The following is a 25,994-nucleotide window of genomic DNA, read 5'->3' as shown; positions in this document are numbered from 1 at the left end:
GGGGTAACAAACCTTAACAATGCTTTAAATGTAAATAATCAAAGTCCTGTTAATATCTCTGGAGATCTTAATTTAGGGGGTGGCCTAGAATTAGACAATAATCTTATTGTAAATGGCACAACTAACTTAAATGATCAGTTAAGTGTTAATAATCAAAAACCTACTCTTTTAACGGGAACACTTACTATTGAAGGTGCTTCCAACTTAAATAACTCTCTAAATGTTAAAAATAGTGCTCCAACTAATTTATCTGGAATACTTAACGTAGATGGTAAAACCCATTTAAATAATGATGTAGCTGTTGATGGAACAACGGTTTTAAATAATTCTTTAGATGTTAAAAATAGTGCTGCAACTAACTTATCTGGAATTCTTAACGTTGATGGTAAAACCCATTTAAATAATGATGTAACTGTTGATGGAACAACGGTTTTAAATAATTCTTTAGATGTAAAAAATGGTGCTGTAACTAATTTAACTGGTGATATTAATGTTGATGGCCAAACCAATTTAAATAATAAGCTAAATGTTGATGGTGCATCTGTTTTAAACAACACATTAGATGTTGCAAATGGAAGTGCTACCAATTTATCTGGAAATCTTAATGTAGATGGTAAAACCAAACTAAATAATACCTTAGATGTACAAGGAGCTTCTATTTTAAACAATACCTTGGATGTAGTAAATGGTAGTACCACCAATTTATCTGGATTACTTAATGTTGAAGGTGTTACCTCTTTAAACAATGACCTTGGTGTAAATGGCAATACTAATTTAAATCGTTCATTATCTGTAAACTTTGGAAGTCCTACGAAACTTACTGGTAAACTTAATGTAGGAGAAGCAACTAGCTTAAATAAAAGCCTTTTTGTAAACGGTGCTACAACATTAAATAATACTTTACACGTTAAAGGTGCTTTAACTGTAGATGGACCTTCTACTCTTTCAACATTAACATTAGGTGATGATTTAACTGTTAATGGCATTACTAATTTAAACAACTCTTTATTTGTAAATAATGCTGCTCCTACTAACTTATCTGGATTGCTTAATGTAGAGTTGGCTACGGATTTAAAAAACACTTTAAATGTTAATGGTGCTACAGATTTAAATAATACTTTAACTGTTGATGGTGCTACAGATTTAAAAAATACCCTTAATGTAGATGGACATACAGATTTAAATAACACTTTAACTGTTGATGGTGCTACATTAATTAATAACAACTTAACTGTTACCGGAAATACAACTTTAGAAAATTTAGATGTAAAAACGTTTAATATTAAAAGTGACAATGACAACTACATTGCTACTTTTGAAAATGAAAATGGTAATAATGGAGATGGATTATTAATAAAACTAGGAAGAACTCACGGGGCTTGGAACAATGGAAGCTATTTAAATTTAGCTAACCCAGCAGTAGATGCTTTTGACGCTCCTTTAAATACTATTAAAGGTTGGTTAAATGGTGGGTCTTTTACTCCTACACAACTTTTTGATTTAATGCCTGCCGCATACATAGCAGGTGCAATGGCTCAAATTGGTAATGGAATTATTGGAAGTATTAATGATGGAATGAATTTACCTTATGACTTTCCTGCTATTACAGTTCCAAGAACTGTTGTATGGGATGAATATACAATCGTAAATGGAGGAACTTGGACAACACCTCAAGCCTGTGAAACAATTTGTGATCCAACTGGAGCATTAGGGTGTACAACTGTTTGTATTCCACCTTGGAAAGTAACTTTAAATCTTCCTAGAGTATATATCCCTGGATTTACCATACCAGAAATTCCAATATTACCTAAAAATTTAGGTTTACCTGGACCTATTATTCCAAGAATTCCAAATATACCAACTGGAGGTTTACCTAGTTTATCAATACCTAATTTTACAGTATCAACACCTAGTAATTCTTTAAGTAAAGAAAATGAATATATTACCTTTCAAGATAAGGATGGTAGAACAACTGGTACCATTAGAGCGCAATCCACTCAAGACTTTAGAGATAACACAGTTTTAGACAATGTTTATTTACTAAATGTGCTTTCTAGTTTTGTTGGTATTGACTTATTAGACGGAATGGTGTCTGGAACTGTTGAAATTACAAACTTAATAGATGCTTTTAATAAAATTGGAGTTGAATATTCTTCTGGTCATGGTGATTATGCTGAGTGGCTAGAACGGATAGATGTAAATGAATTTTTAACTGCTGGTGATATTGTTGCGGTTAAAGGTGGTAAAATAACTAGAGACTTAAACAATGTAGAACAAATTATGGTTGTTTCTCATAAACCTATTATTTTAGGTAATGCTCCTAGAGAAGGTGAAGAATATAAAGGAAATAATATTGCTTTTATGGGACAAGTTCCTGTTAAAGTAATGGGACCCGTAACTACAGGTGATTATATAGTCGCAAACTCTAAAATTAAAGGTTATGGTATTGCTATCCATCCAAATGACATGACCCCCGATGATTTCATTTTAACTGTCGGTAGATCCTGGGAAAACAACTTAAAGCAAGGTCCTAAAATGATAAACACGGTGGTAGGAGTGCATAACGGTGATTTGAATATTAATGTTAATAGAGTACAAAAAGAACAAAAAGAATTAGATACAAAAATTGAATCTTTAGAAGCAAAAATAAATCAAATTGCATTAAAAATTAATCAAACAAAACTAAATAGTATAAATTATGCTAGTAAAAATTAAAGAAATTCTATCTACTGTTTTATTCTTTGGAATTATAACAGTTCCTGTTTTTGGTCAAAATAAAGATCTACCTAAAAGTGAAAAAATTTCACTTACTGCGGAACAAACAAAGTTTCTCCAAAAATATGAAGAATCTACTAAGCAATGGCTAGAAGAACTTAAAACACCTGGAGTTAATATTGATGGAAATCAAATGACTTTTAATAAAGAGGCCCAAAGATTAATTAATGACCCTGTTTATAGAAACAAAGTTTACAAAGATTTCTTTACTTATGATGATGTTAAATTAAGCTTATCTAATAATGAATATATAAAAGCTGTTTGGCAGCTGATAACTATATATCCAGAAAACAAAGAACACATTTTACAATATATTTATGCATATGACAAAGTAATACCCTCAGACGAGTTAACTATTAATGCCTTTTATACATATGCTTTTTTTGACCCTAAAATCACAACAATTGAAAATGGTAAACCTAACATTTATAGACCTGATCTATTTGAAAATTATTTAAGACGTACCAAAGAAATTGTAAGCTATATTTCTTATTTTAGAAAACAAGAAGTAAAAACAGATAATTAGCACAAACAAACATATATTTTTAACAAAAAAGCCGTTTTACATCTCGTAATACGGCTTTTCTTTAACATATATTTAAGATATTTTGACCATTGGTTTAATACTTTTAAAAAATTATTTTTAAACCATCAAACATTACATTTTATATGATTAAAAAGATTTGTACAAGCATTTTAGCCTTAGTGCTAATTGTTGGGTTCTCTGCAGATATTAATGCTCAACGAAAAAAGAAAAAGGACAAAAAAGAAACACCTAAACCTCCTCCTGCTAAACCAAAACCTGGAGCTATTTTACCTTATACTAAGGTTATAACTAAAGAAGCAAAAACAGATAATGGATTGTTTAAGGTTCATTTTATTGATGATAAATATTTTTACGAAATACCTGACACGCTGTTAGAAAAAGAAATGTTAATGGTAACTCGTATCGCCAAAAACACTTCAAACAATAGAAGCTTTGGCGGACAAAAAACAAATTCTCAGGTTTTAAGATGGCAAAAAAAAGGAAAACAAATTTTACTTAGAGTTGTTTCTCATAATGTTGGTGCTGACGAAGAATTACCCGTATACGAAGCGGTTGTTAATTCTAATTTTGAACCCGTTCTTTTTACATTTCCTATAAAGGCTTTTTCTAATGATAAAACAGCAACTGTAATTGATGTAACTGAATTATTCTCTACTGATGTTAAAGCTTTAGGACTGCCAGAATATGTAAGAAAATCATATAAAATTTCAAGATTAGATACCAAAAAATCGTTTATTGACAGTATTAAAAGTTTCCCTTTAAATATTGAAAGTAGACATGTTAAAACTTATACTGCAAGTGCGCCCCCATCAAATGCAAGCACTGGAACTGTTTCTGTTGAAATGAGTAATTCAATGATACTTCTTCCTAAAGAACCTATGAAACGAAGATACTTTGATGAACGAGTTGGTTGGTTTACAAGTAGCCAAGTTGATTATGGTTCTGAAGCTCAAAAAAGTGAAACACTTACCTACCTAGACCGTTGGAGATTAGAAGTAAAAGATGAAGACATTGAAAAGTTTAAAAATGGAGAATTAGTAGAGCCAAAAAAACAAATTGTTTACTACATTGACCGCGCAACGCCAAAAAAATGGAGAAAATACATTAAATTAGGAATTGAAGATTGGCAATCTGCTTTCGAAAAAGCAGGATTTAAAAATGCAATTATAGCAAAAGATCCTCCAACAAAAGAAGAAAACCCTGATTGGAGTCCTGAAGATGTGCGTTATTCTGTTGTTCGTTACCTAGCTTCTCCTATTCCAAATGCAAATGGACCTCATGTGAGTGATCCCCGTTCAGGAGAAATTTTAGAATCAGATATTAACTGGTATCATAATGTTATGAGCTTAGTAAATGGTTGGTTTTTTGTACAAACTGCTGCTTCTAATCCAAATGCTCAAAATGCAGAATTTAGTGATGAAGTTATGGGCGAATTAATTCGTTTTGTATCATCTCATGAAGTAGGACACACTTTAGGATTACCTCATAATATGGGAAGTAGCTGTGCATACAAGGTAGAAGATTTACGAAATGCGGAATTCACAAAAAAATATGGAACAGCACCATCAATAATGGATTATGCTCGATTTAATTATATTGCCCAGCCGGAAGATATAGGAGTATCATTATTTCCAAACATTGGAGTATATGATGATTATTCAATTTCTTGGGGATATAGACCAATTTTAGATAAAACCGCAAAAGAGGAAAAAGAAATTTTGAATAATTGGATATTAGAACATGCTGGAGACCCACTTTATAGATTTGGACATCAACAAGCTGGAGAAATTGTAGATCCAAGTTCGCAAACTGAAGATTTAGGTGATGACGCTATCTTAGCTAGCACATATGGAATTAAAAACTTAAAACGTGTTGCTTCAAATTTAATTAATTGGACTACTAAAGAAGGTGAATCGTATAAAGATCTTAATACAATGTATGGTCATGTAATTTCCCAATTTAATAGATACATGGGACATGTTGCTTCAAATTTAGGTGGAGTATACGAAAACTATAAAACCGCAGATCAAGATGGTTTAGTTTATACACATGTTGATAAACTTCATCAAAAAAATTGTTTAAAATTTATAAATAATGAGTTGTTTAAAACTCCAACTTGGTTAATAGACAAAGAAATTATAGGTAGAACGGAATTTGCTGGAATTACCGAACGCATTAGAGGTACTCAAGTTATAACTCTAAACAAAATTCTTGATTTAGGAAAAATGATGCGAATGGTAGAAAATGAAACCTTAAATGGAAATGAGGCATATACACTTTTATCTATGATGAGCGATTTAAGAAATGGTATTTGGACCGAATTACGTTATAATAAGCCTATTGACACCTACCGTAGAAATTTGCAAAGAGCTCACATAGAACGTTTAGGATCTTTACTTACCGCTAAAGATGTTCGCCCAAAAAGCTCTTCCAGTTATATTAAGACAACCGCTGTTACTGTTAAACAATCGGATATTATTCCAGTAATTAAAGGCGAATTAAAAAGAATAAAAAGAGATGCCCAAAGAGCTGCAACCTCAGCTCCAAACACCATTACAAGATATCATTTACAAGATATAACAGAACGTATTGATGAGCTTCTAAATCCAAAAGGATAAGCACCTTAAATTAAAATAATAAACCGATGTAATTAGCATCGGTTTTTTTATTTTGATAAATTTGTAATTATGAAAACATATTTCTCCTTGGTTTTATTGTTTACCGTTTTTTCTTGTAGTGAAAATTCATCCTCAACAGTGCCTATAAAAAATAATTCCATTATAAAACCCAGTTTTTATTATGGAGCAGATTTATCATATGTAAACGAAATGTTGGATTGTGGTGCATACTATATTGATAAGAATGGTAACACAAAAAATCCATACACCATTTTTAAAGAAGCTGGAGCAAATTTAGTACGCTTTAGACTCTGGAACAATCCTAGTTGGACTAACTATTCAAATATTGAGGATGTAAAAAAAGGGATAGAAAAATCTAAATCAGAAGGAATGAGTGTTTTATTAGACTTCCATTATTCAGATTCTTGGGCAGATCCTGAAAAACAAGAAATACCGGCTGCATGGGAAAGTGAAATCAACAATAAAGAAAAACTAGGCGAACTATTATATAATTATACCTACGCTACTTTAAATGATTTAAATAATTTGAATTTATTACCTGAAATGGTGCAGATTGGTAATGAAATAAATGGAATGATTTTACAAAAAGGTGAATTACAATGGCCTATTGATTGGACTAGAAATTCATATTTAATTAACAAAGGTATTTCAGCTGTTCGAGACTTTTCTACTAAAAAAAATAAATCTATTGAAATAATGCTTCATATTGCTCAGCCAGAAAATGCTTTGTGGTGGTTTGAGGAAGCGTCAGAAAATAATGTAACAGATTTTGATTGGATAGCCCTCTCCTATTACCCACTTTGGTCTACATATAAATTAAACAATGTTGGTTCTGTTTTAAACACATTAATTAAAAAGTATAACAAAAAATTAATGATTGTTGAAACAGCCTATCCATACACGCTTGAAAACAAGGATGAAGCCAGTAATATTTTAAATACTAATGCTTTAATAGAAGGTTACCCTGCAACTCAACAAGGTCAATTAAATTACTTAAAAAAATTAACAGAAATAGTAAAACAATCTGGTGGAGAAGGTATTATATATTGGGAACCCGCTTGGGTTTCTACAAATTGCAGTACGCTTTGGGGAAAAGGTTCTCATTGGGATAACGCTACACTTTTTGACCATAATAATAAATCTACTTTGGGAATGCAATTTTACAACCCTAATTTAATTGAATAAATTACTTTTTTAAGTGACAATTCATTTAAAAACGTGTCTAAATTTATAAACACGATTAAATTATGAATAGGTTGTCCCCAGTTGATGTTTATACAAAAAATAAGTACGAAGAAAAATATAGAGTTTATTTAAGGCAATACTCAATAAACCAATGGAAACCCAGTGTTAATAGTTTTGAAGAATTTGTTGAAAAAGTTAGTACTAATAAATAAATAATCATCAAACAAAAATCCTCCAAATTTGGAGGATTTTTGTTTAAATTAATATTTTTCTGGAACAAAAGTTTGATAATTCATTGGAGGTCTTACATAACCTACATTTTTAGGTAAAGGAGGTAATTCAATTGGTTTCAAGTTCATTTTTTCATAAGGAATTTGACTTAATATATGACTTATACAATTTAATCTAGCCTTTTTCTTAACATCTGAATTTACAACATACCAAGGTACTTGTTTTGTATCTGTATGTGCAAACATGTCATCTTTGGCTTTCGAGTATTCGAGCCATTTTGATCGAGATTGCAGGTCCATTGGACTAAACTTCCATCTCTTTAATGGGTCTTCAATTCTACTTTTAAATCTCTTTTCTTGTTCCTCATCGCTAACTGAAAACCAGTACTTTAAAACAATAATTCCAGATCTAACAAGCATTCGTTCAAACTCTGGACAAGAGCGTAAAAACTCATTGTATTGATTTTCTGTACAAAAGCCCATAACTCGTTCAACACCCGCTCTATTATACCAACTTCTATCAAAAATAACTATTTCTCCAGCCGCTGGTAAATAAGGAACATATCGTTGAAAATACCATTGCGACTTCTCTTTCTCTGTTGGAACTCCAAGCGCAACAACTTTACAAACTCTTGGGTTTAAGGGTTCTGTTATTCTTTTTATAGTTCCTCCTTTTCCTGAAGCATCTCTTCCTTCAAAAACAATAACAACTTTTAATCCTTTTGTTTTTACCCATTCTTGAAGATGAACTAATTCTTTTTGTAATTTTCCTAATTCCGCTTCGTAGTTTAATTTTTTACTTTTTGCAATGTTTGTATTAGTTTCTGCCATACGCTAATTTAAAAAAAAAGCTATACAATAAAATAATGAAACTTATTATCTTCATTATTCTAATTAATTATACCAAATAAAAAAAATTGAATAGCTTTTTTTTAGAAGAAATCATTTTTACACCTATTATTCTGATAATTCTATATAAAAAAACACCGCATAATGCGGTGTTTTTCATCTAAACTAAACTAGTAACAAACTAAATTCTATTTTTAAATTCTTTTTGACCATCACCTCTTCGTGAATTACCTTTTTGATTTCCATCTCTTTTCATTCTATTTGACTTAGCATTTGCCATTTTCTTTTTCCCATTTCTCATTTTTGCCGCTTGTACTTTCTCCCATTTTTCAAATTGATCATTTGAAAGAATTTTTCTCATTTCGTTTTTATGAGCAATTTGTTTATCCAAACGTTTATTTTCAAATTCAAATCTTTCTGCATCGGTTGGTCTTTCACCATTCGCACGTCTTTCTTTCATTTTCTCCATCATTTCTTTTCTTTCAGAGGCTTCGCGAGTTAACAAATTTTGAATTGCTTTTTGTTGTTTAGCATCTAAATTTAAGTGCAACGTTAATTTTTTTGTCATTAAAGTAGCCATTTGCTCTGGAGAGTAATTTGCTTTCTTTTGCATTCTTTGTTTTTGTTGCGCGTTTATAGTATTAGAAAATGTAAATACTACCGTTAAAACTAAAATTCCTATTATTTTTTTCATTTTATCTATTTTATTAAATTAATATTTGTTTTTGCTTCTAAGACTGTATAAAATTTAAAAGGTTTAACGTCTTAACATTCATTAACACTCATTAACTATACTAAAGCTTATTTAGAATTGTTTTATTTAGTGTATTTTTGCAAAATATGATGAACAAACTTTCAGATTGGTTACCTACTACTAATAAAGAGGTAAAACTTAGAGGCTGGGATGAATTAGATGTAATTCTTTTTAGTGGAGATGCCTATGTGGATCATCCTGCATTTGGACATGCTGTTGTTGGTAGAATATTAGAAAGTTATGGATTAAAAGTAGCTATTGTTCCGCAACCAAGTATTCATGATAACCTACAAGACTTTACAAAACTGGGTACACCAAAGTTATTTTTTGCTGTAACTGGTGGATGTATGGATCCTATGGTTAGTAATTACACTGCAAGTAAAAGAAGAAGAGATAATGATGCCTATACGCCTAATGGAGATAAAGGATTTAGACCTGATTATGCTACTACTGTTTACACAAAAATTTTAAAAGAAAAATTTCCTGATGTACCAGTTTTAATTGGTGGTATTGAAGCTTCTTTAAGAAGAGTTACGCATTATGATTATTGGAGCGACACGCTAAAACCAACTATTTTAGAAGAATCAAAGGCTGATTTATTAGTTTATGGAATGGGAGAACAACCATTGCGTGAAATTGTTACATTATTACAAAAAGGTGTTCCTTTTTCAAGTTTAACAACCGTTAAACAAACAGCTTACTTACAGCCTAGAAATGAAGAGGTTCAAAAAAATAAAAACTGGACAGATATAACTATAAATTCACACGAAGTATGCCTACTTAACAAAAAAAAGTTTGCGGCAAACTTTAAAGTAATTGAGCAGGAATCTAACAAATTATTTGCTAATAGAATTATGCAACATGTTTCAGATTCTACTTTAGTTATAAATCCGCCATATGAAACAATGACGGAAAAGGAAATTGATGCTTCTTTTGATTTGCCTTTTACAAGGTTACCACACCCAAAATATAATAAAAGAGGTCCAATTCCTGCTTTTGAAATGATTAAATTCTCTATTAATATACATAGAGGCTGCTTTGGCGGTTGTAGTTTTTGTACTATCTCAGCACATCAAGGAAAATTTATAGCTAGTAGAAGTCAAGAATCTATTTTAAAAGAAGTAGACCAAGTTGCAAATATGCCCGATTTTAAAGGGTATTTATCGGATATTGGTGGGCCATCTGCAAATATGTACAAAATGAAAGGTAAAGTACAAGAAATTTGCGACAAATGTATTTCGCCATCTTGTATATCACCCGTAATTTGCCATAACTTAGACACCTCACATAAACCATTAACAGAGCTCTATAAAGCTGTAGATAAACATCCTAAAATTAAAAAATCGTTTATTGGAAGCGGAATTAGACATGATATGTTAGTTCCAGAGTTTAATAAATTAGCAGATCCTAAAGAATTAGATGCCTATACAGAAGAAGTAATGACAAACCATATTTCTGGAAGATTAAAAGTAGCACCTGAGCACACATCAGATCCTGTTTTAAAGTTAATGCGTAAACCATCATTTGCGTACTTTCATAAGTTTAAAGAACGGTTTGATAAAATTAATATTAGAAAAAAACTTAATTTACAGTTAATACCTTATTTTATTTCTAATCATCCAGCATGTGAATTGGAAGACATGGCAAATCTTGCCTCTGAAACCAAAGATCTTGGGTTTCAATTAGAACAAGTACAAGGATTTACCCCAACTCCAATGACGGTCGCTACGGTAATTTATTACAGTGGCTATCACCCATACTCTTTAAAACCTACAAGAACTCCAAAGTCTAAAAAAGAAAAAGATGAACAACATCGTTTTTTCTTTTGGTATAAAAAAGAAAATCAGGCTTGGATTAGAAATACACTTACTAAAGTTGGTAGGCAAGATTTGCTTCAAAAATTATTACCAACAACTAATTCTTGGAAAAAAAATAAGGGTGAAAAAACAAAGGACACCTTTAACGATGCTATTACTTTTGATTCGAGAAAGAAAAAGAAATATAACAAACGAAAAAAAAGGTAATATTTCTTATTGGTTTGAACAACTTCAAAAAAATAATATTATAACTTTGAATTTTAAAAAACAAATTGAAATGAAGAAAATAATTGTATTTTTTTTATTGCTTTCTACTCCTATTTTGGCTCAAAAAGAAGTGAAAGTAAATTTAAGTAATCCTAATTCTGCAATATATACACACCTATATTTTTTGCAACCAAATACATACCAACCTGAAAAAGCCGCTCAAACTATTTATGGTTTTGAAGGAAAGGAAGCTGAAGAAATTGCGATTAAATTAAAGAAAATTTTAGATGGTAAAGGATTAAAAGTAGATTTTTCTAAAGTTCCTACAGATAAAACTTATTCAGATACCACAGATTATAAAATTGGACATAGATATGTTTTATTTCCTTATCAAATGCCAGACATATATGTAGAACGAGTAGGTGGAAATTGGTATTATTCGTCTGAAACAACCTCAAAAGTCAATGATATTTATAATGATATTTTTCCTTGGTACATTCAAAAAATTAAACAAATAATTCCTCAATTTGGGCATCATAAATTTTTTAATATTGAATTTTGGAAATATTTAGGTGCAATTATTTTATTGATATTAAGTGTTTTAATATTCTTTATTTTTAAAAAAATTGTGTATTATGTTTTGCGTAAGATTCAATTTTGGATTATTCATAAAACGAATGATAAAATAAATACTGCATTAAAAAAATTAACCAGACCAATTGTTTTATTAGTTGTTATTTGGTTTATAAAATCATTTTTACCATCACTGTTATTGCCTTTAGATTTAAACACTATTTTATTTTTGTCATTAAATATAATGGTTACTGTTTTTTGGATTTATGTATTCTTAAAATTAGTAAAGGTAATTATGAGTATTTATGAGGAATTTGCAGAGTCAACTCATAATAAATTAGACGACCAGCTAGTTCCAATTTTAAACAACTTTTTAACCGGAATAGTAATATTTGGGGGATTATTAAAATTATTGACATTGTTTGGAATTAAACCAGTTACGGTAATTGCTGGTGCATCTATTGGTGGTTTGGCAGTTGCCTTAGCATCACAAGATACGGTTAAAAACCTTATAGGAACGGTAATGATATTTTTAGATAAACCATTTCATATTGGCGATTGGATAGAGGCCGGTGAAGTTGTTGGAACGGTTGAAACAGTAGGATTTAGATCTACAACTGTTCGAGCCGCAGATACCTCAGTTTATCAAATACCAAATAGCACATTGTCAGAAATGGTTGTAAACAACAAAGGTTTAAGGTCTTTTAGACGCTATACTACAAATTTAGGAATCCGTTATGATACACCTCCTCAATTAATTGAAGCTTTTGTTACTGGTGTTAGAAAAATTGTAGAATTACATCCAGCAACTAGAGATGATGCATTTAACGTAGAGTTTACAGGCTTTGGAGACTCAGCGTTATTAGTTTTATTGAATGTTTATTTTGTTGAATTAGATTGGAATAAAGAACAAGCTTCTAAACATAGTTTACATATGAAAATTTTGAAATTAGCAGCGGACTTAGGTGTTGATTTTGCATTCCCTTCAACTACTTTAATGATTGAACAATTCCCTGAGAAGAAAGGGTTTTCATCTAATTATAATATTGAAGAAAACAGAATAAATGAAATTGTAGATAATTTGAAATAAAAATAAAAAAGCCGCACAGTGTGCGGCTTTTTTATTTTAACAATACTTTTGGTTCTTAAATATTATTCAATTATTATATCATTTGAAATATTTTCTTTCATCCAATGAAACGGTGCCTTTCTTTTAGAGTTTCTCTTTCCAAAATCTAAAATAAGTGAAAACTCGTGAGACCCATTGTTATAATTCGACAAATCATTAGTAATAGCATCATAAGTATAACCAATTTTTAAGTTATCTGTTAAGCGTATTTGAAATAATCCAGATATAGATTCATCAATTCTATGAGAGATTCCAAACTCAAGTTTATCTTGCCATAATACACTTGCCGAAATATCAGTTGATAACGGACTTCCATCTACTCCTCTTAACATAACAGATGGTTTTAATTTAAATGTATCACTTAAATCAAACTCATAACCTGTTGAAAAATAAATAATAATTGCATCTGAGGCACTCGAAACAACATTTTTACTTTTATTATAATGTTTAGTTTCTAAAATATTAATTGTAGATAAACTTACATATAACCTATCTGTATAATAAAAAAGTCCAACCCCCACATTTGGATTAAATTGATTGACATTCTCACTAAAAAGAGCATCATTCTCTATTCCTAATTTTAATAAATCAACATCCAAAAAACTTCCTCCTGCTTTTAATCCAAGCGCAAGTGTTGAGTTTTCTGTTGCAGCAATTGAATATGAAAAATCTGCATAAACATGTGTTTCACTTAAAACATAAACATTATCACTTACTATTGACAATCCTAATCCTACATTTTTTCCTGTTGGCCCGTGTACAGACAATGTTTTTGTTTCTGGACCACCAGCTTCTCCAGCCCATTGACTTCTTATATTAGCAGTAGCTGTAAAAAGCCCATGACTACCAGAATATGCCGGATTAATTAAACTAAAATTATTGTAATACTGTGTGTATAATGGAGATTGTTGTGCAACCCCATTAATACAAACAGCTAAACTAATTATAAGTACTATATTTTTAATATTGTTTTTCATTTTAATTTTTTTAGTAGTTGATATAAACCCATCCTTTAACAATTTGACTTCCTCCATTTACACTAAGTACATAAAAGTATGGAGCCGCTGGTAACCTTCTTTCTTTTCCTGAAGAAATACCATCCCAGTAATTTTGATACTTTTTAGATTCATAAACCATGTTTCCAAAGCGATTGTAAATCTGAATACTATTGTTAGGGTATTTATGAAGTCCTAAAATTATAAACTCATCATTTACACCATCTCTATTTGGTGAGAAACCTTTTGGTATTTCTAATTCTCCTTGATCACAAATATCACCCAAACCATTTCGATCTAAATCTTTTTGATCCAAATTAATCACCATCGGACAATTATCAACATCATTTGCTACACCATCTCCATCCATATCCTCATCACAAGCATCTACAATGCCATCCAAATCTAAATCTGGACCTGTAAATGTTACAATGGCTTTTTCAGTTGAACTATTTCCTTCAATATCAGTAACAGTTAACTCTACTATATAATCTCCCAATTCTGGACAATTAAATATTTGTTTATCTATACTTAGGGAACCAATACCACAAACATCAAAACTTCCATCATCAATATCTTCTGCTAAAATTGTTGCTTGCCCTGTTTCATCTAATTCTACACTAATATCTTTTGTTATTGCAATTGGCGCTGTTTTATCTTCAATAGTTACAATTGTATTGCAAGTTGAACTATTACCACTGGTATCTGTTACAGTAAGTGTTACAGTATTTTCACCTAAATTAGAACAATCAAAAGAATTTTTATCGATACTAACTGATGCAATTCCACAATTATCTGAACTTCCAAAATCTATATCTTCAACAGAAATTGAAGCGTTCCCAGTTTCATCTAAAATTAACGTAAATGGTGCACTACAATTAGCAATTGGTGTTGTGGTCTTCTTAACAGTAACTATTGCTGTTGTAGTGGATATATTTCCACTTGTATCAGTAACCGTTAATACCACAGTATTTTCACCAATGTTTGAACAATCAAAAGTTGTTTTATCAATACTTATTGAGGCAATTGCACAATTATCATTAGAACCATTATCAACTTCTCCGGCCAATAATGTCGCCATATCATTTTCATCTAAATCTATTGTAATATTTTTAGCTATTGCAATAGGCGCAACATTATCTAAAATAGTTACTTCTGCTGTAGCAGATGATTCATTTCCACTTATATCAGTTACTGTTAATGTAACTACATTTTTCCCAATAGCACTGCAATCAAATTCAGTTATATCCAATGCGAACGATTCAACACTACAATTGTCGGTGGATCCATTATTAATATCAGATGAAGCTATAGTAACAGTTCCATTTGCATCTAGTTCCGCTATAATATTCTTAGTTTTTGCAATAGGATTAATGTTATCCTCAACCATAACTATCGCACTTCCGTCGGCCTTATTCCCATAGAAATCTGTTACAGTAAGTATTACAGTATTTTCGCCTAAGTTTGAACAATCAAAAGATGTTTTGTCCAATTCTGAAGTTACCGCCCCACATAAATCATACGAATCATTATCTATTTCAGAAGCCTTAATTTCTGCTGAACCATTTTCATCAAGTTCTATTGTAATATTATTAGTTACTACAATAGGCTCTGTGATATCTTTTACTGTAACAATGGCCATTCCTTCTGCTTCATTTCCATAAAAATCAATTACTGTAAGTGTTACTGTATTTTCTCCTAAGTCTGAACAATCAAAAGAAGTCTTATCTAACTCTAAAGTAACCGCACTACAAATATCATTAGAACCATTATTTATATCTTCTGCAGTTATTGATGCTACTCCATTTGCATCAAGTTCAATTGTAACATTATTGGTAATAACAATAGGAGCTGTTGTATCCTCAACGGTTACAACGGCAGTTCCTGTTGAAGTGTTTCCATTATCATCTATCACTGTTAAAGTAACAATCTGATCTTCTCCTATATCACTGCAATCAAAAGAATCCTTATCAATTGACCACGTTGCGATTTTACAATTATCTGAACTTCCATTATCTATATCTTCAGCAGAAATTGAAGCCGTTCCATCAGTTTCCAAACTTATTGTAATATCTTGTGTTTGTACTACAGGTAAAATATTATCTAATACCGTAATTGAAGTAACACAACTTGATTTATTTCCAGAAAGATCATAAACTATAAACTCAACTTCATTCGTACCTAAATCTGAACAATTAAAAATTCTTTTTGATGTATCAAAATGTAATTTATTTTTATACCTATAGGAAACAACTGATGGTTCACAATTATCACTACTGCCATTATCAAAATCAAATGGTGAAACCGCAATTTCGCCATTTTCATCTAACTCAACAGTTATATCTTTACATAATGCTGTTGGTGGTATACTATCTTCAACTGTAACAATTGCATCTCTAGCATCTACATTCCCATGAATATCTGTAACCGTTAAAGTAACTGTATTTGCACCTATACTAGCACAAGTAAAAGAATTAACATCTAAACTCATGGAGTCAATTCCGCAATTATCTGTTGATACATTGTCAACCATTTGAGGTGTAAATGTTGCAACTCCATTTGCATTCAATTGAACAGTAATGTTTTTTGTTAATACAATAGGAGGTGTTACATCCTGTGTTGTAAGCGTAATATCAGCCATTGCAGTTCTTCCACAAAAATCTGTTGCAGTTAAAGTAATTGTTGTATTAGTTGCTCCAGTTATAACAGTACCTGCAACCGGACTTTGAGTAATAGCTGCTGTTCCGCATTCTGCAGTAGAAGTAGCTAATGCCGCATAATTTGGAATTATAAATTCACAGTTTGCATCTAAGTTTTCAATTACCGTAACTGATGCAGGTGTTACAGTTGGAGAAACATTACTCACAACCGTAAATGTTTGTTTACATTCCTCCTTATTACCATCTTCATCTTGTAAAAAGTAGGTTCTTGAAATTGTAACTTCGTCTCCAGGACATCCACTATCTCCTGGAATAATTGTTAAGGCAGACATCGTTACATCACCACAAGAATCAGTTATTATTGGTAAATCAAAATCTACAGGTGGTAAATCCGCTCTACACGAAATAACAGTATCTGTAATATTTGAACAATCAACAATAAGTTCGCAACAAACTGGGTCTACAAATATATCATCATTAGCGGCATTCGAGCAACCATTTGCATCAGTATAAGAATAGGTAACAGTTATATTTCCACCTGCAGGCGCAGATGCCGTTGGATCAAAACTAAAAGTCATTCCATTACCGTCATCAGTAACACCTGTACCACTATAAACACCACCTTGTGGCAATCCTCCACCTAATCCTGGTACAACAGCATCTTCTATACATACATCAGGCGCTGGAGCAGTAAAAGTTACTGTTGGCAATGCAAATACTTCAATATCGTCAGATGCTGAATTAGAACAACCATTGGCATCTGTAAAAGTATACGTCAAGGTATGAGTTCCAACTCCAGCTGCTGCTGGGTCAAAGCTATAGGTCATTCCATTTCCATCATCTGTAATACCAACTCCAGAGAATACACCACCTGATGGTGAACCGCCACCAAAACCAGCTTGTACACCAGCATCAAGACATAAATCAGCAGGTGCTGTATATGTTACAACCGGTGATGCAAATACTTCTACTTGATCATTTGCTGATCCTGAACATCCGTTTCCATCTGTAAAGTTGTATGTTATTGTATGAACTCCTACACCTGCAGCTGCAGGATCAAAATCGTATGTCATTCCATTTCCATTGTCAGAAACACCTGGTCCTGAATAAGTACCTCCTGCTGGTAAACCACCTCCAAGACCTGTTTGTACACCCGCATTGATACAAAGATCTGCGGGCCCTGTAAATGTTACAACAGGCAATGCAAATACTTCAATATCGTCAGATGCTGAGTTCGAACATCCCGCAACTCCTACTTTATAGGTTAATGTATGTGTTCCAACTCCAGCTGCCGCTGGATCAAAACTGTAAGTCATTCCATTTCCGTCATCAGTAACACCAGTCCCTGAATAAATACCTCCTGTTGAAGATCCTCCCCCAAGACCAGCTTGAACACCTGCGTCCAAACAAATATCTGCAAGAGCTGTAAAAGTTACAACTGGCAATGCAAATACTTCAATATCATCTGATGCTGAATTAGCACAACCATTGCCATCTGTAAAAGTATATGTTAAGGTATGAGTTCCCACACCAGCTGCTGCGGGGTCAAAACTATATGTTGTTCCATTTCCATCATCTGTAACACCAGGTCCGGAGTATACACCACCTGTTGCAGTTCCACTCCCAAGTCCTGCTTGTACACCGTCATTAATACATAAATCAGCAGGAGCAGTAAATGTAACTGCTGGTAAAGCAAATACTTCTATATCATCGTTAGCTGCCCCAATATTAGTAGTGTATGTAAGTGTTTGAATCCCTGCACCAGCAGATGCTGGATTAAAACTATAGGTCATTCCATTACCATCATCAGTAACACCTGCACCACTATAAACTCCACCCGTTGGAACACCTCCACTTAAGCCCGTTTGAGTTCCTGCATCAACACAAAGGTCTGAAGGCGCAGTAAACATTGGTATTTCATATACTAAATCATCAATATAAAAATTAATATCGGTAGCTTCTATTTGAATCTCGTCAATATTTTGAAAATCTACATTTGATGATAGAATTTGATAGCCATCAAAGTTAATGTTTACGGTTGACCCTACCTGAGAACCATCCTTAAATGCTTTAATAGTTCCATTAGTAGAACCACCACTACCTGCATCCTGTATTAAAATACTAACAAATTTGAAATAATCACCATTTGTAGTTGAAATTGTCCATTTTGTTATTCCTCCCGGATCTATATTATCATCATAGAGAGCTCCTGTTCCCGTGCCCCCAGTACCGGAACCATTATCATAAGTTATGTCATCACCTGGACCAGAAGCATCAATTTCAAAAGTAAAAATACTTACCGTTGTTGATGTTGTTAACTGTTCATTATCTATATAAGGAAGTGAGTTAAAATCTATAATAGCTTGTCCTGTAGCCATTGATACACTAGTATTAAATGTTTGTACTGGGCCTTCGGTGGTACCCACACTGTTAGTGGCATATGCTATATAACTATATCCACTAGCAGAAGTTAAACCGGAAATAGCTTCAGTAAATACACCCGTAGTAAGGCCTCCTTCTGGAACATCAATTATAGTAGTGCCATTAGCTTCCGCTCTTGTAGGTGTGGCATCCGTTGATGTAAGTGCATATACAAATCCTCTTCCCGTAATTGCTGCCCCACCATCTGAAGTTATATTTCCATTTAATGTTGCGCCATTTGCGGAAATAGAAGAAGCTACTGAAGTTAATACGGTTGGTGCCAATGTGGATCCAACTGCTGCATTATAAACCAAATCGTCTATAAAAAAGTTAATATCTGTTGCTTCTATTTGAATCTCATCAATGTTTTCAAAGTCGGTGTTTGCTGACAAATCCTGATTTCCATCAAAGCTAATATTTACTGTAGAACCAACCTGAGAACCATCCTTAAAGGCTTTAATTGTACCGTTAGCAGAACCAAATCCAGAATCCAGAATTACAATACTCTCTAATTTAAATTCATTGTTATCAGTTCTTGAAATTGTCCATTTAGTTATCTCTCCAGGTTGTATATTATCATCATATAATGAACCTGATCCAGTACCACCAAGATCAGTTTCATCATCAAAAGTGATGTCATCAACAGGATCAGTCGAGTTAATTTCAAAAGTAAAAATACTTACATTAACAGTTTTTCCAAGCTGTTGATTGTCCGTATAACCAATTGAATTAAAATCAATTGTAATTTGTGCTTTTGAAGAAAAGCCTAATAATAGTAGGAAAATTAGCGTAAATAATCTGTTAGACTTACTTTTGTGTTTTTTTATTCTATTGAAGTAGAACACATTCTCAAAATAAGAATATGCTGTATATGAATACACTTTAAGAGTAGTTTTTTTCATGGTAATTTGTTTTTTTTAATAATAATATGTGGCGGTACAAAACATTAACAAAATAGATATAACACTAGTTTAAGTTTTATGTAAACAAGTGTTAATAGTTACTAAATATTTTAATTTGTAAAATCTAGTTTCTAGAAGGAAAAACTCCTTGTAGCGCAATAATATAATTGACCGCTAAAAATGGTTGCATATTATTTATTGGTTGGCCACCACCAGTATTTCCAACGGTAACAATAACGTCATTGGCTGCCATGTTTGCATTAGCAGTATCTCCATAAATAGATGCATTATAACTTGTGGATCTATCTACAACTGTTTTTCCAACTGCTAATACCTTACCTTCTGGATTATTAGTAGTTCCATCTGCATTAGACACTTTAGTAGTTGCGCCAATCACTGTGTGAGTATGCGGTGGTAACTGATTCGTATTTAACATGTTACTCTCTATGCCAGATCTTTGCCCTAAGGGCCTAGATGTAAGTCCCGGACCATTACCTGATGAAATAGGTGCTCTTCCTCTTAAATCTGGTAATGCAAAAGTTGTTCTTCCATCTCCTCCATAAATGGTTCCCAAGAGGGAAAATAATGCCTGATTTTGGCTAATTGGTAATAATTGTCCTTCACAAAAAGCCCAGCCCCTCGGAGCAAAATTTCCTGCGAACATTTTAATTGATGCTAATAATGGTTCTGCCATAATAAATTTTTTAAAGGATTAAGATCGAGAAGGATAAATACCAAACAAAGCAATAATATAATTAGTTGCTAAATATGGTTGCATATTATTAATTGATTGGTTACCTCCAGTGTTACCCAAAGTAATGCTTACATCATTTGCTGCCATGTTTGCGTTGGAACCATCTCCATAAATATTTGCATTAAAACTTGTGGATCTATCTACCACTGCTTTTCCAACTGCTAAAACTTTCCCTTCAGGATTGTTTGTTGTTCCGTCTGCATTTGATACTTTAGTTGTACCTGTTGCTGTGTGGGTGTGATTTGGTAATTGGGTAGCATTTAAAGTATTGGTTGTTGAGCCTCCTCTTTCCCCTAGACGTCTAGCTGTTAGTCCAGGGCCAGTTCCTGGAGCTATAGCTGTTCTTCCTCTTAAATCTGGCAATGCAAAAGTTGTTCTTCCATCTCCTCCATAAGTAGTGCCTAAAATTGAAAATAAAGCACTGTATGAACTAATTGCTAATAATTGTCCTTCACAAAAAGCCCACGCCCTTGGTGCAAAGTTTCCTGCGAAAAGTTTAATTTCTCCTATATATGGTTCCATAATATATTTTTAAATGATTAAGATCTTGAAGGAAATGTACCAATTAAAGCAATAATATAATTGGTTACTAAATATGGTTGCATATTATTTATTGCTGCACTTGCACCTGTATTGTTAACCGTAACTGTAACGCCATTTGCCGCCATATTGACATTTGCCGCATCTCCATAAATATTTGCATTATAACTGGTGGATCTATCTACTACAGCTTTTCCTGTTGCTAACACTTTTCCTTCAGGATTGTTTGTTGTTCCAACAGCATTAGATGCTTTAGTTGTACCAGTTGCTGTGTGCGTGTGACTTGGTAGATGTAATGTATTCATAACGTTGGTTTCTGTCCCTGCTCTTGTCCCCAAACGGTAATTTGGTAATCCTGGACCCGTTCCTGGGGCAATAGGTACTCTTCCTCTTAAATCGGGTAAAGCAAAAGTTGTTCTTCCATCTCCTCCATAAGTTGTTCCCAAAATTGAAAATAAAGCTGTATTTTGAGAAATTGGTAATAATTGCCCTTCACAGAAGGCCCAGCCCCTTGGAGCAAAGTTTCCTGCGAAAATTTGAATTTGTCCTATAAATGGATATGCCATAGTCTATTTTTTTTAATTAAATTGAGATGTTGAAAGTTACTTTTGAAAAATTTGAATAATCTTCTTTAATTGGTAGTATTTTTTCCCCAAGTTTATTATTCTCTTGCCAGTGTTTTCCAGTAATATGTGCTCCAAAATCGTTTACTAATAACTCCGTAAAATAAGTTGTATGGTTATTAGTTACTTTAAAATAGATTCTAGGCATTTTACCATTTTCTATGTTTGGGAAGTCTGTAATAAAATTATACTCACCATTATTATTGGTTGTTAACTTTGCTTGGTGTCTGTATTTTTTAGAATTGGGAGATAAGTGCCAAACTTCAATTGTTACATTAGAAAGTTTATAAGAACCCGTAGCATCAAAAATTTCACCTTTAACTTGTAAATGCTTTCCAAATAATGATGACGTTCTTAAGTCTGTTTTTTCCTCTGCATAAGGATTATACCCTTCAAAAGGGCTATCATCACTAGTAAAAGTATTTGCAAATGTTGTTGAAGAAAATAAAGCTATACCAGTGGTTGCCATTGCGGAATTACGCAAAAACAACCTTCGAGAAGGATGATTTTTCATAGTTGGTTTGATTAGTTAGTAGTGTAAATGTAACAAATGTTACTCAAACACAAAAATAAAATATGATAAATATCATTGTTTTATTAAGATTTTATGATTGATTATAAAAGCATTACATAAATCTTGAGCTATTTTACTTGGGATGTAAGTCAGTATAATCGTATGATAATAATTATATTGATTTTACCAAACCTTATACATTTTTTATAATAAAAGCTTGACTAATTTTTATATAGTAGTTTAGCTCGTTATTTAGATTTATTAATTATTCAAATCTATATCTCAATTCTATATTAGGAGTTAAAAAGTAAGTGAAAACAATGAAATTATTTTCGGAAGGCTCCTTCAATTCTATTTCAACAGGTATAGTTAAGGAAGATTCATTTCTATTTAACCAAATATCTTTATAAATATGAACTCGAGTATCCAATAAAACACTTTTAGAATGATCTATTTTTAAGGTGCTCAAATTAATTTTTTTATCTGATAATTGTGATGGAATAGCTAGGTTATGCTTTCTAGATAATAGGGCTTCTTGTACATTTAAAATGGTCTCAATTTTATATTCAGTACACTTCGAACTTTTCTCAAAATTTGATAATAAGTTTAGGTTAAGACATACATTTTCGGGAATTAATGTAATGTTTTTAGGAAATTGAGGCAGCAGGTTAAATATTATAGGAACATAACTTTCTCTAAATAATAAAGCATCTAACGTTTCACTAATAAGTATATGAAATGTGTCTGGATTAGGAATTTTAAAAGTTACTGCATCGGCTAAATAAAACTCTTTAACATAGTTAGACAATTCTAAGGAATTAATTAATTTTTTAGCAGATTCAAGAGAAGTTTTATTAATATCTAATAAGCAGAATTGTATTTCGTTAGAGTTAAAAAAAGGGGCTACTAAAGTTATAAATGGAGCATAGGGCCCGCAACCAGCATAAAAAATATTAATTATCTCTCCTGGGTTGTCTTTCTGCTTTTCTTTTATTGCCAATATAATTGCCTTTAAGAATTTTTCAGTTCGTTTATAATCCAGTAAACATTGGGCTGCATAGTTTAACCCTAGAGCTTTTCCTTTTTCTGCAGGAATTGCAGCTAAATATTCAACTTTAAAATCAAATCCCGAGATTTCTGTAATATTTTTAAAGTGATTATGAATTTTATCTAGATTTTTTTTTATTTCATTTAGATTGGACGAGGTTTCAATTATTGCAGAGGTTAGTTTTTTTATTTCAGTTAGTATTTTATTTTCAATCATTTCTTTAAAAAATATAATTAAAGTATTCGATATCTTTTCTGCACTTTTCAGCAATTAATTCTTTGCTATTTTTTGTATAATAATCTTGAAACGTTTTAGGGCTTGTGTTATTAACTTTTGAAATTTCTGTTTGAGGTAAATTAAGTTTCCTCATTAATTTCCCTATCTCATTTTCGAAATTTTCATAACGAAATATTTCATCAATTTTTAATGCTCCCTTTTTATTTGAAAAATAGTCTAAAGTATTATAATGAAATTGTTGTGTTGTAAAATCCGATGCATAGTCTAACTCAATAAACAATTCAAATCTTTTCCTTTCTTCTGTCAACGTTTTTTTATCATTTTTATGAATTAAAGAATACCAAGATAAAATACGATCCCATGGGTTTCTAGTAAATCCGAAAATATAATAATCCTCATATTTTTCTAGTAAATAAGCCTCTGAGGTTCTTGCATTACCGTGTTGAGAGATAATTTCAAGATGATTCCCTAATTGACTTTTTAACAAATTTATAAGTGACGAACCTCCAGTTCTGTGCACATGAATAAAAATAATTTTTAGATGGTGAGAAATAATCATTTTAAAAATTCAATTTTAAAGAAAGACATAAATACTATTAATTAAATGGTTTTAGTTATAAACGTCTAAAATAGAAATTATAAATGAATAAATAATCTGGTAGATTTTTCAAATAGATATTTACTCTTATATTGTGGCTCCTTAATATCATTACAAACTATGAGCGAAATTACACCAATTTTAATAACATCACCCTGTCAACGTTCGGGTTCAACATTGTTGGTTCGATTACTAAATTCTACTTCAAACACCTTAATTTATGGTGAAAATGCAGCGAATGACATTTCTTTTTTAGTGAATCAATTAACTCACAAAAAGTTATTTCTTATGCACGATAAAAATCAAAGGGATCTCTTGCTTAAATCAATGTTAGAAGGCAATGTAAATCAGTGGATTCCCGATTTATTACCTAAGGTTGATGATTACCTCGAATCAATGGAAAAAGCTTTTCTTATGCACATTCAATTTTTTCAAGATTATGCTAAAAAGGAAAATAGGAGTGTATGGGGTATAAAGCAACCAGGTTGGACAGGAGGAAACATAAATGTATTGAAAAGTTGCTTACCAAATAGCAAAGTAGTTTATATTTATAGAGATATGGAAGCTTGTGTAAAATCTGCCAAGGGAATTCAAATGATCAACAACTTTGATGAAGCTAGAATGTTTCTTCAAGAGTACTTGCAATCATATAATACGGTGATGCAATTACCTGATTCAGACAATTTGTTGAAAATTTCTTTTTCTGACTTGGTAAAAGAACCAAAAAAAACAATTTCTAAAATCGCTGCTTTTACAGGGGCACAAGATATTGATGAGGAAATTATGAAAATTAAAGTGAATACTTATTTTGGAGATGCCAGATCACCTCAATCTAATGATGGTTATATTTCTCCTTCAGAATTATCTGAGGAAGAAATTAACTTAATTAAAGAAGCAAAAGATAAAATGATTAATAATTCTTTATAATTATTACTATAAATTTGAAATATAATTTATTGGAATATATTGAATATTTGTATTTATTTAACGTGCGAACTATCTGTTTAAATGAATACAAAAATATTAAAAAAAAGAGCCTCAATTGAAGCTCTTTTTTTATTTAAAAGTTACCAATTAAATGGCACTTTCCGTTTTTTATATTTACTAGAAGTTTTGTTTAAATTTACAATTATACTCAGTTCATGAGCTCCGTTTGTATAGTTGCCTATATCTTGTGTAGAACCATCATAGGTATAACCTAATTTTAAAAATTCATTAAGTCTAATTTGAAACAAGCCTGAAACAGATTCATCAAATCTATGAGAAACCCCTAATTCTAAAAGATTATTCCATAAAAAACTAGCTGAAATATCTGTTGATAATGCAGCTCCATTCATTGCTCTTATTAAAAAAGATGGTTTAAATTGAAATTCTTTACCTAAATCAAAAACATACCCTGAAGAAAGATAGGTAACTATACTTTTTGAAGCAGATGTAACAACATTTCTTTTTTCATATCTTGTATTCTCCAATAAATTTATAGTTGATAAACTTACGAAAAACTTATCGGTATAATAAAAAGCTCCAATTCCAATATTAGGGTTTGTTCTGTTTATGTTTTCATTTAAAAGAGGATCGCTGTAAATTTCTAACTCTAATAAATCAATATCTAAAAAGCTTGCTCCAGCTTTTATTCCGAATGCTAAAGTTGCTTTTTCAGAAGCTTTAATTGAATAAGAAAAATCAGCATATAAATGCTTTTCACTTAAAACAAAAACTTTATCGTTTACTATTGACAATCCTAGACCTACATTTTTTCCTGTTGCACCATGAACTGAAAGTGCCTGAGTTTTTGGAGCTCCATCTTCTCCAGCCCATTGGCTTCTAATACTAGCCGCAGCAGTAAAATAGCCATGACTTCCAGCATAAGCAGGATTTATTAAACTAAAATTGTTATAATATTGAGTGTATAAAGGATCTTGTTGAGAATATCCATTAACACAACTAATAACAAATAGTACTATACTTATATATTTTGATATAATTTTCATCGAATA

General features: G+C 31.6%; 18 protein-coding genes. 7 read left to right on the top strand and 11 right to left on the bottom strand.

The window, feature by feature from the left end:
• The 4 genes from Q0776_RS14995 to Q0776_RS14980 form a co-directional block, all read left to right on the top strand.
• A partial coding sequence (locus tag Q0776_RS14995) for a hypothetical protein (protein WP_298369968.1) occupies positions 1–2,715 on the top strand: 2,715 nt, incomplete at its 5' end.
• Positions 2,699–3,301, top strand: a complete 603-nt coding sequence (locus tag Q0776_RS14990; RefSeq protein ID WP_298369967.1) for a hypothetical protein — start codon at positions 2,699–2,701, stop codon at positions 3,299–3,301. The genes Q0776_RS14995 and Q0776_RS14990, both read left to right, overlap by 17 nt.
• Positions 3,302–3,444: 143 nt before the next feature.
• Positions 3,445–5,940, top strand: a complete 2,496-nt coding sequence (locus Q0776_RS14985) for a zinc-dependent metalloprotease (RefSeq protein ID WP_298369964.1) — start codon at positions 3,445–3,447, stop codon at positions 5,938–5,940.
• A 69-nt stretch (positions 5,941–6,009) separates the two neighbouring features.
• The gene (locus tag Q0776_RS14980) at positions 6,010–7,146 is read left to right on the top strand and encodes a glycosyl hydrolase 53 family protein (RefSeq protein WP_298369961.1); all 1,137 of its coding nucleotides are present in this window, start codon (positions 6,010–6,012) and stop codon (positions 7,144–7,146) included.
• Between the two features lie 260 nt (positions 7,147–7,406).
• Here Q0776_RS14980 and ppk2 read toward each other — a convergent pair whose 3' ends face one another.
• Together ppk2 and Q0776_RS14970 are read right to left on the bottom strand one after the other, a co-directional pair.
• Positions 7,407–8,207, bottom strand: coding sequence for a polyphosphate kinase 2 (gene ppk2 / locus Q0776_RS14975; RefSeq protein ID WP_298369959.1), 801 nt, complete (start codon positions 8,205–8,207; stop codon positions 7,407–7,409).
• Positions 8,208–8,406: 199 nt separating this feature from the next.
• Positions 8,407–8,919 carry a hypothetical protein gene (locus Q0776_RS14970; RefSeq protein WP_298369956.1) on the bottom strand — a complete coding sequence of 171 codons (513 nt, stop codon included), beginning with the start codon at positions 8,917–8,919 and terminating at the stop codon, positions 8,407–8,409.
• 146 nt (positions 8,920–9,065) lie between these two features.
• Between Q0776_RS14970 and Q0776_RS14965 the strand changes: the two genes are divergently transcribed.
• Positions 9,066–11,003 carry a YgiQ family radical SAM protein gene (locus tag Q0776_RS14965; RefSeq protein WP_298369953.1) on the top strand — a complete coding sequence of 646 codons (1,938 nt, stop codon included), beginning with the start codon at positions 9,066–9,068 and terminating at the stop codon, positions 11,001–11,003.
• Positions 11,004–11,073: 70 nt separating this feature from the next.
• Positions 11,074–12,666, top strand: a complete 1,593-nt coding sequence (locus tag Q0776_RS14960) for a mechanosensitive ion channel family protein (protein ID WP_298369950.1) — start codon at positions 11,074–11,076, stop codon at positions 12,664–12,666.
• A gap of 62 nt (positions 12,667–12,728) precedes the next feature.
• Here Q0776_RS14960 and Q0776_RS14955 read toward each other — a convergent pair whose 3' ends face one another.
• The 8 genes from Q0776_RS14955 to Q0776_RS14920 all read right to left on the bottom strand — a co-directional run bounded on the left by Q0776_RS14955 (position 12,729) and on the right by Q0776_RS14920 (position 23,958).
• Complete coding sequence (locus Q0776_RS14955) at positions 12,729–13,682, bottom strand: type IX secretion system membrane protein PorP/SprF (RefSeq protein ID WP_298369947.1); 954 nt, start codon at positions 13,680–13,682, stop codon at positions 12,729–12,731.
• 10 nt (positions 13,683–13,692) lie between these two features.
• Complete coding sequence (locus tag Q0776_RS14950) at positions 13,693–19,683, bottom strand: gliding motility-associated C-terminal domain-containing protein (protein WP_298369946.1); 5,991 nt, start codon at positions 19,681–19,683, stop codon at positions 13,693–13,695.
• A 124-nt stretch (positions 19,684–19,807) separates the two neighbouring features.
• Positions 19,808–20,377 carry a tail fiber protein gene (locus Q0776_RS14945; RefSeq protein ID WP_298369943.1) on the bottom strand — a complete coding sequence of 190 codons (570 nt, stop codon included), beginning with the start codon at positions 20,375–20,377 and terminating at the stop codon, positions 19,808–19,810.
• An 18-nt stretch (positions 20,378–20,395) separates the two neighbouring features.
• Positions 20,396–20,959: a tail fiber protein gene (locus Q0776_RS14940; protein WP_298369941.1), complete on the bottom strand. Its 564-nt coding sequence runs from the start codon at positions 20,957–20,959 to the stop codon at positions 20,396–20,398.
• 17 nt (positions 20,960–20,976) lie between these two features.
• Positions 20,977–21,543, bottom strand: coding sequence for a tail fiber protein (locus Q0776_RS14935; RefSeq protein WP_298369938.1), 567 nt, complete (start codon positions 21,541–21,543; stop codon positions 20,977–20,979).
• 16 nt (positions 21,544–21,559) lie between these two features.
• Entirely contained in the window at positions 21,560–22,114 is a 555-nt protein-coding gene (locus Q0776_RS14930; protein ID WP_298369935.1) for a hypothetical protein, read from the bottom strand.
• Between the two features lie 265 nt (positions 22,115–22,379).
• The gene (locus Q0776_RS14925) at positions 22,380–23,378 is read right to left on the bottom strand and encodes a phytanoyl-CoA dioxygenase (protein ID WP_298369932.1); all 999 of its coding nucleotides are present in this window, start codon (positions 23,376–23,378) and stop codon (positions 22,380–22,382) included.
• A gap of 4 nt (positions 23,379–23,382) precedes the next feature.
• Positions 23,383–23,958, bottom strand: a complete 576-nt coding sequence (locus Q0776_RS14920; RefSeq protein WP_298369930.1) for a sulfotransferase family 2 domain-containing protein — start codon at positions 23,956–23,958, stop codon at positions 23,383–23,385.
• A gap of 159 nt (positions 23,959–24,117) precedes the next feature.
• Between Q0776_RS14920 and Q0776_RS14915 the strand changes: the two genes are divergently transcribed.
• Positions 24,118–24,924 (top strand): sulfotransferase, encoded by an 807-nt coding sequence (locus Q0776_RS14915; protein WP_298369927.1) that lies wholly within the window; start codon positions 24,118–24,120, stop codon positions 24,922–24,924.
• A gap of 140 nt (positions 24,925–25,064) precedes the next feature.
• Here Q0776_RS14915 and Q0776_RS14910 read toward each other — a convergent pair whose 3' ends face one another.
• Positions 25,065–25,988, bottom strand: coding sequence for a type IX secretion system membrane protein PorP/SprF (locus Q0776_RS14910; RefSeq protein WP_298369924.1), 924 nt, complete (start codon positions 25,986–25,988; stop codon positions 25,065–25,067).
• Positions 25,989–25,994: the final 6 nt, after the last annotated feature.

This window comes from uncultured Lutibacter sp. (genome assembly GCF_947495725.1).
GTDB lineage: Bacteria > Bacteroidota > Bacteroidia > Flavobacteriales > Flavobacteriaceae > Lutibacter.
Note: the sequence above shows the minus strand (reverse complement) of the source record. Positions and strands in the feature narration are given on the sequence as shown.

What these genes read in the sequence shown, in the direction of transcription:
- Q0776_RS14990 (WP_298369967.1), top strand. Translation starts at nt 2,699, where the DNA reads ATGCTAGTAAAAATTAAAGAAATTCTATCTACTGTTTTATTCTTTGGA.
- Q0776_RS14985 (WP_298369964.1), top strand. Translation starts at nt 3,445, where the DNA reads ATGATTAAAAAGATTTGTACAAGCATTTTAGCCTTAGTGCTAATTGTT.
- Q0776_RS14980 (WP_298369961.1), top strand. Translation starts at nt 6,010, where the DNA reads ATGAAAACATATTTCTCCTTGGTTTTATTGTTTACCGTTTTTTCTTGT.
- ppk2 (WP_298369959.1), bottom strand. Translation starts at nt 8,207, where the DNA reads ATGGCAGAAACTAATACAAACATTGCAAAAAGTAAAAAATTAAACTAC.
- Q0776_RS14970 (WP_298369956.1), bottom strand. Translation starts at nt 8,919, where the DNA reads ATGAAAAAAATAATAGGAATTTTAGTTTTAACGGTAGTATTTACATTT.
- Q0776_RS14965 (WP_298369953.1), top strand. Translation starts at nt 9,066, where the DNA reads ATGATGAACAAACTTTCAGATTGGTTACCTACTACTAATAAAGAGGTA.
- Q0776_RS14960 (WP_298369950.1), top strand. Translation starts at nt 11,074, where the DNA reads ATGAAGAAAATAATTGTATTTTTTTTATTGCTTTCTACTCCTATTTTG.
- Q0776_RS14955 (WP_298369947.1), bottom strand. Translation starts at nt 13,682, where the DNA reads ATGAAAAACAATATTAAAAATATAGTACTTATAATTAGTTTAGCTGTT.
- Q0776_RS14950 (WP_298369946.1), bottom strand. Translation starts at nt 19,683, where the DNA reads ATGAAAAAAACTACTCTTAAAGTGTATTCATATACAGCATATTCTTAT.
- Q0776_RS14945 (WP_298369943.1), bottom strand. Translation starts at nt 20,377, where the DNA reads ATGGCAGAACCATTATTAGCATCAATTAAAATGTTCGCAGGAAATTTT.
- Q0776_RS14940 (WP_298369941.1), bottom strand. Translation starts at nt 20,959, where the DNA reads ATGGAACCATATATAGGAGAAATTAAACTTTTCGCAGGAAACTTTGCA.
- Q0776_RS14935 (WP_298369938.1), bottom strand. Translation starts at nt 21,543, where the DNA reads ATGGCATATCCATTTATAGGACAAATTCAAATTTTCGCAGGAAACTTT.
- Q0776_RS14930 (WP_298369935.1), bottom strand. Translation starts at nt 22,114, where the DNA reads ATGAAAAATCATCCTTCTCGAAGGTTGTTTTTGCGTAATTCCGCAATG.
- Q0776_RS14925 (WP_298369932.1), bottom strand. Translation starts at nt 23,378, where the DNA reads ATGATTGAAAATAAAATACTAACTGAAATAAAAAAACTAACCTCTGCA.
- Q0776_RS14920 (WP_298369930.1), bottom strand. Translation starts at nt 23,958, where the DNA reads ATGATTATTTCTCACCATCTAAAAATTATTTTTATTCATGTGCACAGA.
- Q0776_RS14915 (WP_298369927.1), top strand. Translation starts at nt 24,118, where the DNA reads ATGAGCGAAATTACACCAATTTTAATAACATCACCCTGTCAACGTTCG.
- Q0776_RS14910 (WP_298369924.1), bottom strand. Translation starts at nt 25,988, where the DNA reads ATGAAAATTATATCAAAATATATAAGTATAGTACTATTTGTTATTAGT.